Annotated in this window: 17 protein-coding genes and 2 tRNA genes; 11 read left to right on the plus strand and 8 right to left on the minus strand. The window is 41.2% G+C overall.

The genetic code is table 11. The features are described from left to right. Positions 1 to 5 precede the first annotated feature (5 nt). The 8 genes from AN214_RS15000 (at position 6) to AN214_RS15030 (ending at position 6,637) form a co-directional block, all read left to right on the plus strand. Complete coding sequence (locus AN214_RS15000; RefSeq protein WP_054980464.1) at positions 6 to 1,934, plus strand: ATP-binding cassette domain-containing protein; 1,929 nt, start codon at positions 6 to 8, stop codon at positions 1,932 to 1,934. Then, a complete protein-coding gene (locus tag AN214_RS15005; RefSeq protein ID WP_054980465.1) occupies positions 1,912 to 2,385 on the plus strand; it encodes a TIGR02444 family protein in 474 nt (157 codons plus the stop codon). The genes AN214_RS15000 and AN214_RS15005 overlap by 23 nt, the downstream gene beginning before the upstream one ends. A 97-nt stretch (positions 2,386 to 2,482) precedes the next feature. Continuing rightward, entirely contained in the window at positions 2,483 to 2,626 is a 144-nt protein-coding gene (locus AN214_RS23045) for a DUF3149 domain-containing protein (protein ID WP_010562184.1), read from the plus strand. Between the two features lie 317 nt (positions 2,627 to 2,943). Beyond that, positions 2,944 to 3,930 (plus strand): hydrolase, encoded by a 987-nt coding sequence (locus tag AN214_RS15010; RefSeq protein WP_054980466.1) that lies wholly within the window; start codon positions 2,944 to 2,946, stop codon positions 3,928 to 3,930. Then, a complete protein-coding gene (locus AN214_RS15015) occupies positions 3,927 to 4,160 on the plus strand; it encodes a YheU family protein (protein ID WP_054980467.1) in 234 nt (77 codons plus the stop codon). Before AN214_RS15010 ends, AN214_RS15015 begins: the two co-directional genes overlap by 4 nt. Before the next feature lie 148 nt (positions 4,161 to 4,308). Beyond that, on the plus strand, positions 4,309 to 5,514 hold the full coding sequence (locus tag AN214_RS15020; protein ID WP_054980468.1) for a dipeptidase: 1,206 nt from the start codon (positions 4,309 to 4,311) through the stop codon (positions 5,512 to 5,514). 56 nt (positions 5,515 to 5,570) lie between these two features. Then, positions 5,571 to 6,173, plus strand: a complete 603-nt coding sequence (locus AN214_RS15025) for a DNA-J related domain-containing protein (RefSeq protein ID WP_161805694.1) — start codon at positions 5,571 to 5,573, stop codon at positions 6,171 to 6,173. 5 nt (positions 6,174 to 6,178) lie between these two features. Continuing rightward, complete coding sequence (locus AN214_RS15030) at positions 6,179 to 6,637, plus strand: GNAT family N-acetyltransferase (protein ID WP_054980470.1); 459 nt, start codon at positions 6,179 to 6,181, stop codon at positions 6,635 to 6,637. Between the two features lie 244 nt (positions 6,638 to 6,881). Here the strand turns inward: AN214_RS15030 and AN214_RS15035 are convergent. The 4 genes from AN214_RS15035 to nudE form a co-directional block, all read right to left on the minus strand. Further along, a tRNA-Met gene (locus tag AN214_RS15035) sits at positions 6,882 to 6,958 on the minus strand. A 72-nt stretch (positions 6,959 to 7,030) separates the two neighbouring features. Beyond that, positions 7,031 to 7,107, minus strand: a tRNA-Met gene (locus AN214_RS15040). A 105-nt stretch (positions 7,108 to 7,212) separates the two neighbouring features. Then, the gene (cysQ, locus tag AN214_RS15045) at positions 7,213 to 8,004 is read right to left on the minus strand and encodes a 3'(2'),5'-bisphosphate nucleotidase CysQ (RefSeq protein ID WP_054980471.1); all 792 of its coding nucleotides are present in this window, start codon (positions 8,002 to 8,004) and stop codon (positions 7,213 to 7,215) included. A 21-nt stretch (positions 8,005 to 8,025) separates the two neighbouring features. After that, the gene (nudE, locus tag AN214_RS15050) at positions 8,026 to 8,580 is read right to left on the minus strand and encodes an ADP compounds hydrolase NudE (protein WP_054980472.1); all 555 of its coding nucleotides are present in this window, start codon (positions 8,578 to 8,580) and stop codon (positions 8,026 to 8,028) included. Positions 8,581 to 8,640: 60 nt separating this feature from the next. Between nudE and yrfG the strand changes: the two genes are divergently transcribed. Further along, positions 8,641 to 9,297: a GMP/IMP nucleotidase gene (yrfG, locus tag AN214_RS15055; RefSeq protein WP_054980473.1), complete on the plus strand. Its 657-nt coding sequence runs from the start codon at positions 8,641 to 8,643 to the stop codon at positions 9,295 to 9,297. A 57-nt stretch (positions 9,298 to 9,354) separates the two neighbouring features. Here yrfG and AN214_RS15060 read toward each other — a convergent pair whose 3' ends face one another. From AN214_RS15060 to AN214_RS15075, 4 genes are all read right to left on the minus strand, one after another. After that, positions 9,355 to 9,975: a dUTP diphosphatase gene (locus AN214_RS15060; RefSeq protein WP_054980474.1), complete on the minus strand. Its 621-nt coding sequence runs from the start codon at positions 9,973 to 9,975 to the stop codon at positions 9,355 to 9,357. 45 nt (positions 9,976 to 10,020) lie between these two features. Next, positions 10,021 to 10,521: a hypothetical protein gene (locus AN214_RS15065; RefSeq protein WP_010562194.1), complete on the minus strand. Its 501-nt coding sequence runs from the start codon at positions 10,519 to 10,521 to the stop codon at positions 10,021 to 10,023. Positions 10,522 to 10,637: 116 nt separating this feature from the next. Next, on the minus strand, positions 10,638 to 12,968 hold the full coding sequence (locus tag AN214_RS15070; protein WP_054980475.1) for a fatty acid cis/trans isomerase: 2,331 nt from the start codon (positions 12,966 to 12,968) through the stop codon (positions 10,638 to 10,640). Next, positions 12,969 to 13,346: a hypothetical protein gene (locus AN214_RS15075; RefSeq protein WP_010562196.1), complete on the minus strand. Its 378-nt coding sequence runs from the start codon at positions 13,344 to 13,346 to the stop codon at positions 12,969 to 12,971. A gap of 113 nt (positions 13,347 to 13,459) precedes the next feature. Between AN214_RS15075 and AN214_RS15080 the strand changes: the two genes are divergently transcribed. Together AN214_RS15080 and AN214_RS15085 are read left to right on the plus strand one after the other, a co-directional pair. Beyond that, a complete protein-coding gene (locus tag AN214_RS15080; RefSeq protein WP_054980476.1) occupies positions 13,460 to 14,074 on the plus strand; it encodes a LemA family protein in 615 nt (204 codons plus the stop codon). A 3-nt stretch (positions 14,075 to 14,077) separates the two neighbouring features. Next, positions 14,078 to 15,967 carry a M48 family metallopeptidase gene (locus tag AN214_RS15085; protein WP_054980477.1) on the plus strand — a complete coding sequence of 630 codons (1,890 nt, stop codon included), beginning with the start codon at positions 14,078 to 14,080 and terminating at the stop codon, positions 15,965 to 15,967.

Raw genomic sequence — 15,967 nt, forward strand, 5'->3', positions numbered from 1 at the left:
ACTAAATGATTCAAATCTCTAATCTAGAATTACTGCGTGGTGGCAAGCCACTATTAAAAAATACCAATGCAACATTATTTGCCGGCCATAAAGTAGGTCTTGTTGGCAATAATGGCTGTGGTAAATCAAGCCTGTTTGCACTTATTCGCAATGAGCTGTCACCAGATATGGGCGAATGTAGTATTCCTAAAGAGTGGCGTATTGCATCAGTAAAGCAAGAAACGCCCGGATTAGATATTTCAGCACTAGAGTATGTGCTGCAAGGTTACGAAGAGTATTACGCACTGCGAGAGCAACTTCATGTAGCCGAACACGCGAACGACGGTGCAAAACAAGCTGAACTTCACCTCGCTTTAGAAGAACTACAGGCCTATCATATTGAGGCCAAAGCAGGCGAGCTATTACATGGTTTAGGCTTTTCGCAGCAGCAAATATCTCTGCCGGTAAAATCATTTTCGGGTGGTTGGCGCATGCGCTTAAACCTTGCCCAAGCGTTATTACAAGAAGCAGATTTATTACTGCTGGATGAGCCAACCAACCACTTAGATTTAGATGCGGTTTACTGGCTAGAAAAGTTTTTGAAAACCTACCCAGGTACATTAGTGCTAATATCACACGACCGTGAATTCTTAGATGCCATTGTCGGCGAAATTTGGCACGTTTATCAGCAGCAAATTCACACTTACAAAGGTAACTACAGCCAGTTTGAGCGCATTAAGGCTGAAAAACTAGCTCAGCAGCAAAGTAACTTTGAAAAGCAACAAGAGCAAATAGCGCACTTAGAAAGCTTTATTCGCCGCTTTAAGGCCAAAGCCAGCAAAGCCAAACAAGCACAAAGTCGTGTTAAAGCACTCGAGCGAATGGAAAAACTGGCGCCAGCACATATCGACTCGCCATTTAACTTTAGTTTTAAAGAGCCACCTAGCTTACCAAACCCTCTTATTTCTTTAGAAAAAGTGAAAGCAGGCTATGGCGATGTCACCATTTTACAAGACATCAAACTAAACCTTGTTCCAGGTAGCCGCATTGCACTACTCGGTAAAAACGGCGCGGGTAAATCAACCTTAATCAAATTATTAGCAGGCGAGTTAAACGCGCAATCTGGCGAATTTGTACACCACCAAGGCTTGCGTATTGGTTACTTTGCGCAGCATCAGCTTGAATCGCTCGACCCAAGTGCATCGGCCATTTTGCATTTGCAACGTCTGGATAGCAAAGCAACAGAGCAAGAACTAAGAGACTTTCTTGGTTGCTTTGCGTTTCATGGCGACAAAGCGCTTGAGCCTGTAGCGCCATTCTCTGGTGGCGAGAAAGCGCGTTTAGTGCTGGCGTTATTGGTGTATCAAAAACCTAACATCTTGCTACTCGATGAACCAACTAACCACTTAGATCTAGAAATGCGCCATGCTCTCGTAATGGCACTGCAAGGGTTTGAAGGGGCAATGGTTACGGTATCGCACGATCGTCATTTATTAAAAAACACGTCAGATCAGTTTTATTTAGTGGATAGCCGTCAAGTAACTCAACTAGGTTACGAGATTGAAGATTACTACGCATGGCTTGCCAACAAAGACGTTGCTAAAACACCTGAAAGTGATACAGCGCCAGTTGAAAGCAAACCTAACAAGGTGCAAAACCGCAAAGAACAAAAACGCCTTGAAGCTAAATTTAGAAAACAAATGCAGCCATTAAAGCGTGAAATTGAAAAACTTGAAAAGCAGTTAGAAACAGTTAGTGATGCGCTGCAAAAAGCTGAAAGCGCGCTAGCGGACGCCAGCATCTATCAAGATGAAAATAAGACAGAACTTAATAAACAGCTAGCGGAACAGGCAAAACTTGCGCCACAGCTCAATGAGATTGAGGAAAGTCTGCTTGAAAAGCTAGAAACACTTGAACAAGAGGAAGCTGACTTTGCAGCACAATTTGCACAGTAGCAACCTCTGGCAATTTACTTTGCAGTATTACAGTAAAAGCGCGCGTAGCAACGCGCTTTTACAGCTGCAAGATAAATACGCTGCCAACATCAATTTGTGCTTACTGCTTAAATACCTCTCGCAACAAAACATAATGGTAAGCACCTCGACCATTGCCGTATTACATGCACACGTTACGGATTTTAGCCAAAACTACACACAACCGCTTCGCAAAATCCGAGCCAACTTCAAACAATCGTTGCAAACAATGAAAAATTATTCAGCATTGCGAGCCCATATGCTCAATGCCGAGCTAGAGCTTGAAAAACAAGAGCAGCAATTGCTAGTAGACGAATTTAACCGCGCAACAACAAGCGACTTATCGCCCAACTGTCCACTTAAATACTACCTAGAAAGCATTTTAGCAGTGCCAAAAACTGACCTAGATCAAACATTAACTCAACTTGCGTAACACGCGTAAATACGCGGGATAAATATTGATCTAGGTCATGATCACTATGCTCACCTTATTCTATTCTCTTTCGTGTTGACGTTAGAGGAGAAACACAATGAGCAATTTATTTAGAGACTTTTTCCAGGACCCTGTGCTCTTTTTATCATTTGGCATTTTAGGTGTTGTTATTGTTCTTTGCCTTTTCTACGTAGGCTTCTTTATTAATAAGATTAAGAACGATCAGCCTAGCGAGTCATAACCAGTTTTATAAAATTTGATAATGTGGGCTTGGGCCGGCATTTGAAAAACCCTGTTAGAATTAAGCACGACGCACTAAAGCATCAAACTAGGCAACTAGTTTGGTGCTTTATTTTTTCTAATACCAATTTGGATAATTAAGTGCTCTATTGTGAGGCAATAAAACCGCGCTGGTTGCAAGGCAATCATTTCGCTATAAAGCTGCTCTACATGAAAAACTTTAACGCGGTTAGCGATGGTTTAATGCCTCAAAATGAATAATTATAATTGAGAATTGGTATGATACACTGAGCCAATATTTTTCTTTTGTACACAGCCATGGATCAAAACTTTAAGCCAGCTTGGTGGATGACCAATCGGCACGCACAAACCATTTTACCGCGCTTTTTTCGCCCAAATCTTACTGTGGATTACAATATTGAAGAAATCACTACGCCCGATCACGACTTTCTGCAATTGATTTGGAGTTCTCAACATATTGCTGCCGACGAGAAACCGCTAGCAATTGTATTGCATGGCTTAGAAGGAAATATTGATAGCTTCTACGCTAAAGGCATGATGAAAGCACTAACGTTAGCCGGTTTTGATGTCGTGTTATTACACTTTAGAAACTGTGGACACAAAGCCAATTTGCAGGCACGCGCCTACCACTGCGGCGAAACCAGCGATCTACACTTTTTAGTTAATACACTCAAGCAACGCTTTCCAAATAAGCCGCTAATGGCTGTTGGCTTTTCACTCGGTGGCAATGTATTAACCAAATACCTAGGTGAGTATGAAGACGAATGTCAGCTAGATGCCGCAGCCGTTGTTTCTGCTCCGTTTGCCTTAGCCTCATCATGTAAAGTGATTCAAAAGAGTTGTTTTAAGCTGTATCAGAAGTACTTACTGGATAGGTTAAAAAAATCAACAGCAAGAAAACTGGATAACATTAAAGAATCAATTAATTTAACGGCAAAGCAACTAGAAAACATTTACGATTTATGGGAATTCGACAACAGAGTAACAGCGCCATTACACGGCTTTATTGATGCGGCCGATTACTACCTAAAATCAAGCGGAAAACAGTATTTAAAACGCATCACAACCCCCACTCTAGTGATTCATGCAAAAGATGACCCTATGTTGTCACAAGAAGCTATTCCGCAAAAAGAAGACGTAAGCAACGCGGTTAAACTACTGGTTTCCAAACAAGGTGGACATGTTGGCTTTATAAGCGGTAAAAACCCATTTAAGCCAATTTTTTGGCTAGAGCAGCAAGTTCCCCATTTTTTCCAGCAACAACTTTTAGGCAAATTAAAATGATCGTTCCGATTGAACAAATTGACCCAGATACTCTGACTAATTTAATTAAAGAATTTGTTCTGCGCGAAGGCACTGACTACGGTGAAGAAGAGGCAGCACTCAACTTAAAAATTGAGCAAGTGAGAGCACAGCTCAAAAGTGGCATAGCAGTGTTAGTATTTTCTGAATTACATGAAACGATTAATATTATGCCCGCTAGTGACTTTGAATCACACCCAGATTATGAATAGAAAAGGCAGCGCCTTTTCTATCTTTTAACTTTTCACTTTCTTACTCACAACTTTCGATTACCAACAGCTCACAACATTTCTATCGCGATTCTATTGCTTTACTCATCAAAGCAAGCACAATAAAGAAAACAACGACACAGAATCCACTATGAAATCTCTAATAAAAACAAGCTTAATCGCAAGTGCCATTATGGCAACGTTCACAGCAGGTGCAACCCAATACACAGCATCAGAAAAAGCAGTAAAACTCGCACAAGAGAACTTATTAATCGACACCCATATCGATGTACCTTACCGTATTTACCACAAGTGGGATGATGTCTCAAAAGCCACGGAAGGTGGTGATTTTGACTACCCAAGAGGTGTAAAAGGCGGTTTAAATGTGCCTTTCATGTCGATTTACATTCCAGCAAATCTCGAATTTGAAGGCAAAGGAAAAAGCTACCAACTAGCCAATCAATTAATTGATGGCATGGAAGCATTAGCACAACGTGCACCAGATAAATTTGCTATTGCAACTAGTACTGCCGACGTTGAGTCGCAGTTTAAGCAAGGATTAATGTCACTTGCTATGGGCATGGAAAACGGCTCGCCAATGGAAGGAGAAATGGCAAACCTTAAGCATTTCTTTGACCGTGGTGTGCGTTACATTACCCTTGCGCACTCACAAAGCAACCATATTTCTGACTCATCATATGATATTCGTCGTAAGTGGAAGGGGTTAAGCCCATTTGGTAAAGATCTAGTAAAAGAGATGAACAAAATCGGCATGCTGATTGATGTTTCGCATATTTCAGACGATGCGTTTTATCAGGTTATGGAATTATCGAAAGTGCCAGTGATTGCATCGCACTCATCACTGCGTAAATATACGCCGGGTTTTGAGCGCAATATGGATGACAAAATGCTGCTTGCTCTCAAAGAAAACGGCGGTGTTATTCAAATTAACTTTGGTTCAAGTTTTGTAACCTCTGCAGCGGGTGCTTGGGGTGATAAAATGAAAGCGGCACGTAAACAGGCCAAAGAGACTTTCGGCGAAAATAGTTCACAAGTAAAAGATTTCAGAAAAGCATACAGTGCTAAAAACCCATACCCGTTTGCAAGTTTAGAACAAGTACTGAATCATATTGACCATGTAGCAAAACTAATTGGCATTGATTATGTTGGTATTGGCTCTGACTACGACGGCGTTGGTGACTCACTACCTATCGGTTTAAAAGACGTCGCAAGCTACCCTAACCTAGTGCAAGGTTTATTAGATCGCGGCTACTCTGATAAAGATATTATTAAGTTATTAGGCGGTAATACAATGCGTGTTTGGCGCGAAGCCGAAAGCTACGCTAAAAAGCACTAAAGCTTATAAATGTTAGGCGGCAGTATGTCGCCTAACTTTCTCAGGAAGTGAACATTTTGAATAGCAACTTTGAAGCACTCTCATTAACACTGCAACAAGCTATTTTAGCAACGCTTTTGCAATGCCAGAATTGTAAACTCAACGCGCTTTTTAACCAATTGAAGCAACAAAAGCTACTGCACACCCTAGATTCAAACCCAGAGCAAAACCTGTTTAAGCAAAACTTTCTGGTAATGAATGCCCTATTCAACCTTCAACATGATGCAAAAGAGTTAGGGTATAGTTTAATTATTGAATCAATCAATATAAAGCTTGTTAAGTATCAAGAAAACCAAGTCACAAATCATAACTCTGCGCTTTCAGAGTATTATTTAAACTTTAACAATATCGCTATCTCAAACGATGAAATAAACCAGTTACTGGATAACTTTTGGCAGTACTACGCTGAACATAGCACAATAACATCAGATAATTTAACTACAGCATTTAACACGCTTGGCTTAGCTCGTGACGCTAATTTGAAACAGGTAAAGCGTGCTTGGTATAAAATCGCACTCGCATCACATCCAGATAGACAAGATAACCAGCATACTAGTGACTACATTACAGCAAACCATGCCTATCAGTTACTGGTAAAACATTTCACGCAAAGTAAGTAACTCTGATGCAGGTAATACCCATTGAGCCTGAAAAGCTTCCTTTAGCTCTTTTACTCGAAGCCGACCCAAACATTGAAAAAGTACAGGCATATTTAGCAAATGGCATCTGCTTTGCCGCAGTTATCGATAACAATGTAATTGCTGCTTGTGTCTTTCAACGACGCTCACACACCTCTTTCGAGCTTATGAATATTGCGGTGCAGCCAGCTTATCAAGCACAGGGAACAGGTTCTAAATTGCTGGCATATGCAATTGCCGAAATAAAATACAAAGGCGTTAAAATAATTGAATTAGGCACTGGAGCTTTTGGTCATCAACTTAGTTTTTACCAAAAATTAGGATTTCGTGTTGAAAGTGTGATTAAAAACCACTTCTTGGAAAACTACCCTAAACCAATTTTCGAAAATGGTATTCAACACAAAGATATGCTCAGACTAACGATTCACTTGAAAGATATTACATAGCAAATTAATAGTTTACGACTTAACGCGATATTAAGCGTTAATTGATAATTTGCCGGAAAAGCCAGAAGCTCTAAATATAAAGGAATAATTTCAAAAGTAGAAAAAGCTGTATATGAAAACTGAAAAATTGGGAGTATTAAAAAATGGTTGCGGGAGCCGGATGTGATGCGCGTTGGGCACCAACGACGACCGTAGGGCGAAATAAACTATTTATAAAAATTGGAGAATTTAAAGTACTAAGAAATGGTTGCGGGAGCCGGATTTGAACCGACGACCTTCGGGTTATGAGCCCGACGAGCTACCAGGCTGCTCCATCCCGCGTCAGAATGGTTCACGAACGTGAACAAGCCTTAGAAGTTTTAATTCATTCTAAAAGAATTGGCTACCAAAAATTGGTTGCGGGAGCCGGATTTGAACCGACGACCTTCGGGTTATGAGCCCGACGAGCTACCAGGCTGCTCCATCCCGCGCCTGTGTTCTTAAGCTTTGCTGCTTAAGTGAGGCGCTATAATAAGGATTTATGACAGTTATGCAAGTGTTTTCTTTTAAAAACTGTTTAACCGCTCAAATTAGCATCAACGCTTATGCGGTTTGATCATTTCTTGCCAAGGGTAACTTTGATCGCCCGTAATAATAAAGTCAGGGTTTTCAGTTGTTTCGCGCTGGTTATAGGTGATTGGATTGAATTCCGCATCAAAAAGCTTACCACCTGCCATTTCTACAATTATTTGTGATGCGCCAGTGTCCCATTCTCCAGTTGGCCCTATTCGCATAAAGGCATCAGCACGTCCTTCAGCGATTGCACACGCTTTTAATGAGCACGAACCTAATGGCAATGTATCAAACTCTGAGTCAATGTATTGACTTACCGTTGCAATATTTTGTCGCCTACTGACAGCTAACTTTAATTGAGATTGCTTTTGAACTTGCAGCTGAACATCTTCGCCATTTTCACGCTTAAATGAACCAACACCTTGCATCGCCCAATACGTAACCCCTTCGGTTGGCCAAAAAATAACGCCAAACACCGGCTTATTGTTTTCCACAAGCGCAATATTTACTGCAAAGTCACCACTTTTAAGCACAAACTCGCCTGTACCATCAAGCGGATCGAGCAGCCAGTATCGCTGCCACGACTCACGGTCAGAGAGTGCAGGAATTGGGGTTTCTTCAGACATAATCGGGATATCGGGTGCTAGCGCTTTTAAACCCGCTAATAGCACCTCATTTGCCGCTAAATCTGCTTTTGTCACAGGCGTGTTATCTGACTTTTCACATAGTTGAATGTCATCTTGATGGTATACATCTAAAATAGCGTCGCCTGCTTGTCGCGCTATTTCAATACAAGGCTCAATAAATTCTTTCATTCGGTACTACTGTAAATTAAATTAAGATAAATACTGTTTTGCTAATAATAGTGCAGCAACGCTGCGCGCTTCGGTAAAGTCGGTTTGCTGTAATAGTGTTTGCCAATCGCTTAACGGCCACTTAACAACTTCAAGTGGTTCAGGTTCATCCCCTTCTAATTTCTCGGGGTATAAATCTTGCGCCAACAATATATGCATTTTGGCGTTGAAATAACTTGGAGCTAACGATACTAACTTTAGCTCAGCAAGTTGCTTTGCACCAAATCCAGCCTCTTCTTTTAGCTCGCGATTACCAGCTTGCACCGCAGTTTCACCAGGATCAATTAGACCTTTTGGGAAGCCAAGTTGATAGTCGTGGGTACCGGCACAGTACTCTCGCACTAATATTAGATTATTTTCACTATCCACAGGCACTACAAGCACCGCACCTCGGCCACCGCCTTTCACCCTTTCATATTGTCTTTTAACACCATTTGAAAAAGTTAAGTCCATCGCCTCAACCGTAAATAGTTTACTGTGCGACACCTCAGTAACGTGTGTAATTTGGGGGAGTGTTAATCCTTTATTCTCGGCCATCTTGAAACTCTGTTAAACTACAGTCTAAATTTATAATAAAACTTTTAAACTAAAAAACCTATGTTAAATTGGCAGGAAATCGATACCGTTTTATTTGATATGGACGGCACATTATTAGACCTTCATTTCGATAACCATTATTGGCTTGAACTAATCCCACAAAAACTTGCAGAAAAACACGGTATCACTAAGCAACAAGCATTTGCACAACTGTCAGAAAAATACCAACAAGTGGAAGGACAAATACAGTGGTACTGCTTAGATTACTGGCAGCAGGAACTCGATTTGCCAATTGTCGAGCTAAAGCAAGAAATTAAGCACTTAATTAGCATTCGAGAAGACGTGCCTGAATTTTTAAAATCGCTTAAAGAGGCCGGAAAAACGCTTATTTTACTGACCAATGCGCATCCAGATAGCCTTTCATTAAAAATTGAACAAACAGCCTTTGATGTGCATTTAGATGCGCTTGTATCAACCCATGAATTTGGCGTGAGTAAAGAGTCACGACGCTTGTGGCAGCAGGTAGAACAAAAGCTAGGCTTTGATAAAGAAAGAACGTTATTTGTTGATGACAGCTTGCCAGTGCTTGATGCGGCAAAACAATTTGGAATTAAACACCTTCTTGCAGTTGCAAACCCAGATTCCACCAAAGCAACACGCACTATTGATAATTACTTATCTATTGAAGACTACCGCACTTTGCTGCCGATAACTTAACCCATAAAAAAAGGCCACATAAGTGGCCTTTTTGTACTGTTTAATTTGTTTTATAACTTACGCTGGGTAGCGGGCCTCTAAACCTTTGTATACCAGCTCAGCAAAGTTATCTTGATTAATGTCGAGTGACTTCACTACTTCAACTAAGTGTTCGTTATCTTCTTGACCGTTCCACACTTTAATGTAGCTGCCATCTTTATAGCCATGATCTTGGCGGAAAAAATTAAGCGTGTTTTTACCAACATAACCACGATATAAATCGTCGATATCCATACCAATTTGCGCCATACAACCAGCAAATGCTGCCGCATCAAATGTCTTGTTTGCCACGGCACTTGCAGCAAGTAGCTCAAGTGTTTGCTTAAAATCGTCAGCTTGAGTTGGCTTTTCTAGTTCAGCAGTTAACTGCTCTGCTAACTCTTGATAACTTGTTTCGCCATCGATGCGAAGCGATAAACCAAAATGGAAAATATCTACCAACTCAAGAATTACTTGTTCAGTGTCAGGTGTTTGTTTCTTCCACCACTTCCAACCGTAGTGGTCTAGCATTTCAGCACACTCAACCCAAATTGCACGATACCATTCAAATCCCTGATTAAACCACTCGGCATGGACTTTAGTATTCATCGCGTTTTGCATCTCTAGCATAGTGCAAATTTTGTTTACATTGGCAGACATAATCTTTCTCTAAAATTAAATTGGGCGTAGTGTATCAAAAAGCGATTACTGTCTCAGCTCAAAATCACACTGTGATTTCTTCACATAACGCGCATCAAAGGTTTCACCCGTATTAAATTCAAGGCGCATTGATGACAAATCAAAACGAGAGTGTGGGTAACGGTCAATCCACTGCATAGTGGCTTGACAAATTTCCTCTAACTTATAGATACGGAAGGTATCAACCACAACAACCGCCTGCTCAGGCTCAAGGTAACTGCGCACAATATTTTCACTCCACGCAGTTTGTGAGTAGTTTTGCGTTAAAAAATAAGTCAGATCAGAATTATCTAATCCCGAACCTAAAGTACTCACGTTATTGCTAGCTTTTTGAGCAAATTGCGTAAGTGATTGACCACTATTAACAATTTCTTCTCGCTCACCTGGGCCACAACGACGTGTTGTGAACTTAACGGTGCCATCAGAACTGTAACACTTTCGCTGAACTTTCCCTGCTTGGGCAAAAAAAGGTAATAAAAGAATGCTTATCGCTAGTAAAATCTTCATTGTTATTCTCAACTAGTACGAACTATGGGATTTTGCCAAATTTTTTAGGAACAAATCAAGTGTTAGCATGCTGTTTACATCAGTTTCACAAAGATAAAACCAAGCGAACTGATTAACTATTTGTTCTCAAAACGATTGTAATCAAAGATTCCGTATTCGATTTGTAAATTCTGTTTGGCTGTTTTATGCAGAATGTCGCTGTAACGCCAAAACTCGGGATGCGTACGCCTAATCGCGAACTGGGTTTTTAACTGAATGTAGTCTTGTTCCGTTTTCACCTTACCAAATTGCGCGACAAACTCATCCACCTGATGCTGCTCAAGATAAAACAGCACCGCTGGGTAATCACCAATAAAACCACTCACTAAGCTTACAGTATCTTCGCCCGGTGCTCGCTGCGCATATTCGTTAAGCAAACTGGAAATATTAAAGTGCGCATTATGATGTAACAGACTATAAGCTTTATGCTGGCCCTGCTGTTTAACTAAAATAAACGAAATTTGTGCGAGTTGCTGCACTGCATCATTTGGCAGCGAGTTAAGTTCTCCAAGTGCTTGGCTAATTGCATCGCTTGCCAGCTCATGGCGCGTATTTAACACCGTAGACAAATGCTGTTTAATATTGCTGTAAAGTTCCGTCTTTGGTGCATTAGTTTGATATTTAATGCCTGTTTCTTGGTTAAACTGCGCATTAGACTCCAAATGCTCAACTAAATTTTTTGGCGCTTTTCGATACCAATAATTGCGTAACCTTTTACGCTCTTCAATAGGTAAAAACGCTAAGAAGTTTTGTTCACCTTCCATGCGTAAAAAGTCCATGTATAGGCGTGTTACCAACTGATGCCCAACATTACCGTATACATCAAACCCTGCCACCAGCAAATAATGAATGCGTTCAAATAAGCTGTAATCAAGTACCCACATGGTTTTTGGTGCTTGCCCAACCAACCCTTTAACTACAGTGGCACTATCAAAATGGCGGAAAATAGTCAGTGCGGCATTATCATTATGCCCTTCACCTTGCCAAAGCAGCGACATATCAAGCCCTTTGCCACCAGCAAACGATTCATTCATTTTGGCTGTTTTGCGCGCTAAAAACTTAGCTTGTAGTCTGGCATATTTAACCCAGCTGCTAATTGGCAGCGCATTGCTTTGCTCCTCTGCCGGCATTGCCAATAAATCATCTACTTGATGAAAAAACTCATCCATATTGGCATTGGCAACACGTTTGGGTTCAACAAATGCTACCCAAAAGTGGTCATTAATTACATTCAGCGCCACTTGACCACGACAAACCGGCCCTTTAATAAAGCCCATAATAATGGTTTGTGAATGGTCGAGTAAAAACTGGTACTTCACCTCAGTTGGGATCTGAGCAAAGCTTTTAAACGGGTTGGAGGCAACATCTACTGCGTAGCTAGGCAATTCCGACACGGCATAATCGGTTGCAATAAACAGCTGATGTAGTCGCGCTAACTCTTTGTTATTAAGTGCTAATGGAATATGGTTTTTCGCCAATATGCTGGCTTGGTTGCGCTGCAAGCGATAATAAACTCGCGCCACATTTGGCTCATCAAATGGCCTACGCGTCGCAATTACATCAATCGGCTCGCCCGGTGGTGTTTTTGAACGCACCAGCTTATAAAAATGCTGCTCTTTAGCATTACTGAAGTAAATATTTGTTAAAAACCAGTGCTCATAAATATAGCGCGCCATCAGTTGATGCTTAGCAGGCGCTTGGTTTAAAAATGCTTCCCACTTTTCAACCTGCTGCGCAGTGAATTGGTCCACCGGCGCTAAATTGGTCATTTTTGCGCCCTGCATTAACCAATGCTGCAACACGTTAAATTCGCCATCATCAATGGCAGGAAAACCATAAGGCATACCCAGTGATGGTTGATGCTCGGCGACTTGCTGATAGCTTTCGATACTGGCACAGGTCGCCGTTCTATCTAGCGAAAAATCGTATTCTTCACCAAGCTGCGCCACGTGTGGCAGCGGGTTTGACTTTTTAACAAGTAATGTATTGTAGAGCAAACTTGCGGCAAGGTTGTTCGCTGATGACTCGGGGTATTCGTTTAAAACCGGTGAAAAACCAAGTTCCCGCCATTCAGATGTTGAATCGGCATCAATAAATAATCGGTGCGGCTTTGCTGCGACTAATCGCGTACCATCGTAAACGAGCTCTTTGCTAATGCCACGATCAATACCGGCTGCCGATGTTAACTTTAACTGGCAAGGCGCATCATAACAGCCATGACACACCACACAACGGCTTTCTAATACGGGTTTTACCGCACTCTGATAAAATTGCCCATCACTGCTATGATGTGCAACTATTCGTTGTTTTACTTCAGGTTTACCATATTTGTTATGCCAGTTATTGACCGCCAAAGCTGTACAGCCAGAAACCACAATTATGAAAAATAAAACAACGAACTTTTTCATTTACTCAACGTCCTCGTCATCAAGTCCTAAATCAAACTCAGGTGCAAATTCCAACCATGGTGAAATAAACTGTTGCTCGTTTTCGCTGCAAACCATCACCGCTAATTGCGGGCCTTTTTTAAGGTGCAATTGCACTGATTCAATATTTGTCACTGCACGCTGCCAATCTGCTGTTACGTCGTTAAACGCGTAATCAGTTAGAAATACCGTATGTGTTTCTTCATCGGTAATTTTTTGGCACATTTCAGCCATTACCATTTCGGTAAGTGCCACTGAAACAAAAAACGCAGGCTCTGCGTCTTGTGTAATAGGCATCTCAGGCGCCAAAAAAAACACTGGGATATCTATATTTTCTGTCGCTAGCGTGTCATCTGCCATATTGTTCTCGTATTAAATTTGGGTAATTGCCGATATGATAGCAAAATAGTTGAATTTTTTGGCGCTTTTAGCCATTGTGTTGACAATTTAGAGACATTTCTCAAGGAAATTTAATGACCAGTGTAATTGATAACTTCTTCTCAACTATTGGTATTTTATTACTTATCCTCGCGTTATTAGCAGTGTTTGTTATTGTGATATTTAATACACTCGTTAAGTATCGCAATTACGTGATTAACGCTTTTGCACAAATTGATGTGCAGCTACACCGACGTCATGACTTAATCCCAAATTTAGTCAACACCTGCCAAGCTTACTTAAAACATGAAAGCAGTACGCTAGAGCAAGTCACCAAAGCGCGAAATGCCGCGTTAAGTTGTTTAGAGCAGGCAAAACAAGCTCCAAACAATGGCGCACTGATTAAACAATTAGCTAACGCTGAAAACACCTTAACGCAGGCCCTGTCAGGTTTACAGATTACTATTGAGGATTACCCTGAATTAAAAGCCAACGAAACGGTAAAAGATTTACATGAAGAGCTGGTTTCAACAGAAAATAAAATAGCCTTTGCGCGCCAAGCCTATAACGATGAAGTTATGCAATATAACACCTACAAACAAAGCTTTCCAAACAACTTAGTTGCAGCTAAATTTGGCCACAAAAATGATGCCAGCGTGTTAGAGCTAGAAAAAACCAGTATACGACAAACCCCCTCTGTACAACTTTAATTAATGAAAAACTTTTTTCAGCAACAAGCTGCAAACCGGCGTGCCAGCGCTATGCTGGTTTGCTTATTTTGTATTGCCGTTGGCCTAATTGTGTTGCTTGCGCAATGGTTTTTTGGTCTTATTTTCGATGCTCGAATAGCCAGTAATCTAAACCTTATTTTGTACCAAGGTTGGGATGTGTTTCGTGCACAAAATCCATATCAATGGCATATTCCATCAGCACTCATTACTGCAATACTTATTTTTACTACGGGCATTTATAAATACCGCCAACTGCGTACGGGTGGCAGCAAAATTGCTGAGCAATTAGGTGCAACACGTATACAGCCCAACACCTTTCATCCGTTAGAAAAGCAATTACTCAATGTGGTTGAAGAAATGGCAATTGCGGCACGTACCACAGTACCTCGCGTTTACCTACAATTGCATCATAGCCAAGTAAACGCATTTGCGGCGGGTCATAACAGCCATAACGCGGTAATTACGGTAACCCGAGGTGCACTTGAAAAACTAACCCGTGACGAACTGCAAGCGGTTGTCGCCCATGAATTTAGCCATATTGTTAATGGCGATATAAAACTGAATAATCGACTAGTTGCAGCTACCTTTGCTATTAGCTTTATCGGTTTAGCAGGTGAATGGATACTCGAGCGTGCCGCCGCTGCGGGGCGTGGTAACGCTAAAGGCTCTGGTGGCTTGGAGTTGGTAATTGCACTTATGCTCATTTGTTACGGCTATATTGGTACATTAATGGCCGATTTTATTAAAGCTGCAATTTGCCGTCGCCGCGAATATCTAGCGGATGCCAGTGCCTGCCAGTTTAATCGTAATCCAGCAGCGCTCGCAGATGCGCTGAAAGTAGCTGCAGGACTTCGTATGCCACATCGCAATGCTCACTTTCATCAATACAGCCATTTATTTTTTAATCAAATAAGAACCCCTTGGATAAGTTCATTTTCGACTCATCCGCCAATTGTTAAGCGAATTGCTAAGCTAGACCCAAGTTGGCAACCGCCAAGTACTGGTTTTCGTGAAAGGCCTAGTGTTGCCAACTACCAAGCAATGCAATTAAGCGCAACACGCGAGTTTTTAACTGAAAACAGCACGCCTATAATCAATCAAACCATCACTGCCGATACCAGTCATTTATCAGACAAACTATCGCATTTAGTACACGACCCTTACGCGTGTTTTACACTTATTCCTCTTTTATTAATTAGTGACGAGTTTGAGTTACGAAGTTTACAACTAAATTGCTTATTAGCATCACACTACGTTGATGCATATACCCTTGATTGCGCCGAAAGCGAACTTGCTAAACTATCTGAAAACGAACGCTTTCAACTTATCGAGTTAGCATCGCCAAGTATTACCAGCCTAGGGGAAAAACAAAAACACGACTTCACTGAGTTGTGCTGGCAAATTGTTAAGCAAAAAAATCCAGCGCCTAAAACAAATACCAGGCAACGCAATCAGCATTTAATTACTTGGTTGTATTTAGAAATTATCTTAATGCAAGTCACTAAAGCGAAACGTACCCTTGCCGTTACCACTCGTAATAGCAAAAAACTGATTCTCGCATGGCGATACTTTGTGAGTTTAATTGCAGCGATTGGTCACGAATCAGAACATGAGCAACAGCAAGCGTTTAAAGCAACATGTAAGCAGTTTAATATGAAAGATTTGGAGGTAATTGAGTTTAATCTGTTTAATATTGAGCACGCACACCAGTTTTTTGCTGTACTCACTCGTTTACCACTGAAAAATCGCAATGCGTTTTTACAAGCTATCGAGTTTACAGCTAAGTGGGATAATCAATTAACGGAGGCGGAGCAAACCATGCTTTACAGCTTTGCGCTGTTACTTGATTTACCCAGCCCTGTAGAGCGTTAA

Origin of the sequence: Pseudoalteromonas sp. P1-9, from assembly GCF_001399975.1 — a bacterium.
In the GTDB taxonomy this organism is placed as follows: Bacteria; Pseudomonadota; Gammaproteobacteria; order Enterobacterales; family Alteromonadaceae; genus Pseudoalteromonas.

Coding starts and splice junctions, on each gene's coding strand:
- nudE (WP_054980472.1), bottom strand. CDS start 8,580: ATGGCCGAGAATAAAGGATTAACACTCCCCCAAATTACACACGTTACT.
- AN214_RS15020 (WP_054980468.1), top strand. CDS start 4,309: ATGAAATCTCTAATAAAAACAAGCTTAATCGCAAGTGCCATTATGGCA.
- AN214_RS15085 (WP_054980477.1), top strand. CDS start 14,078: ATGAAAAACTTTTTTCAGCAACAAGCTGCAAACCGGCGTGCCAGCGCT.
- AN214_RS15010 (WP_054980466.1), top strand. CDS start 2,944: ATGGATCAAAACTTTAAGCCAGCTTGGTGGATGACCAATCGGCACGCA.
- yrfG (WP_054980473.1), top strand. CDS start 8,641: ATGTTAAATTGGCAGGAAATCGATACCGTTTTATTTGATATGGACGGC.
- AN214_RS15075 (WP_010562196.1), bottom strand. CDS start 13,346: ATGGCAGATGACACGCTAGCGACAGAAAATATAGATATCCCAGTGTTT.
- AN214_RS15065 (WP_010562194.1), bottom strand. CDS start 10,521: ATGAAGATTTTACTAGCGATAAGCATTCTTTTATTACCTTTTTTTGCC.
- AN214_RS15070 (WP_054980475.1), bottom strand. CDS start 12,968: ATGAAAAAGTTCGTTGTTTTATTTTTCATAATTGTGGTTTCTGGCTGT.
- AN214_RS15030 (WP_054980470.1), top strand. CDS start 6,179: ATGCAGGTAATACCCATTGAGCCTGAAAAGCTTCCTTTAGCTCTTTTA.
- AN214_RS15015 (WP_054980467.1), top strand. CDS start 3,927: ATGATCGTTCCGATTGAACAAATTGACCCAGATACTCTGACTAATTTA.
- AN214_RS15060 (WP_054980474.1), bottom strand. CDS start 9,975: ATGTCTGCCAATGTAAACAAAATTTGCACTATGCTAGAGATGCAAAAC.
- cysQ (WP_054980471.1), bottom strand. CDS start 8,004: ATGAAAGAATTTATTGAGCCTTGTATTGAAATAGCGCGACAAGCAGGC.
- AN214_RS23045 (WP_010562184.1), top strand. CDS start 2,483: ATGAGCAATTTATTTAGAGACTTTTTCCAGGACCCTGTGCTCTTTTTA.
- AN214_RS15000 (WP_054980464.1), top strand. CDS start 6: ATGATTCAAATCTCTAATCTAGAATTACTGCGTGGTGGCAAGCCACTA.
- AN214_RS15080 (WP_054980476.1), top strand. CDS start 13,460: ATGACCAGTGTAATTGATAACTTCTTCTCAACTATTGGTATTTTATTA.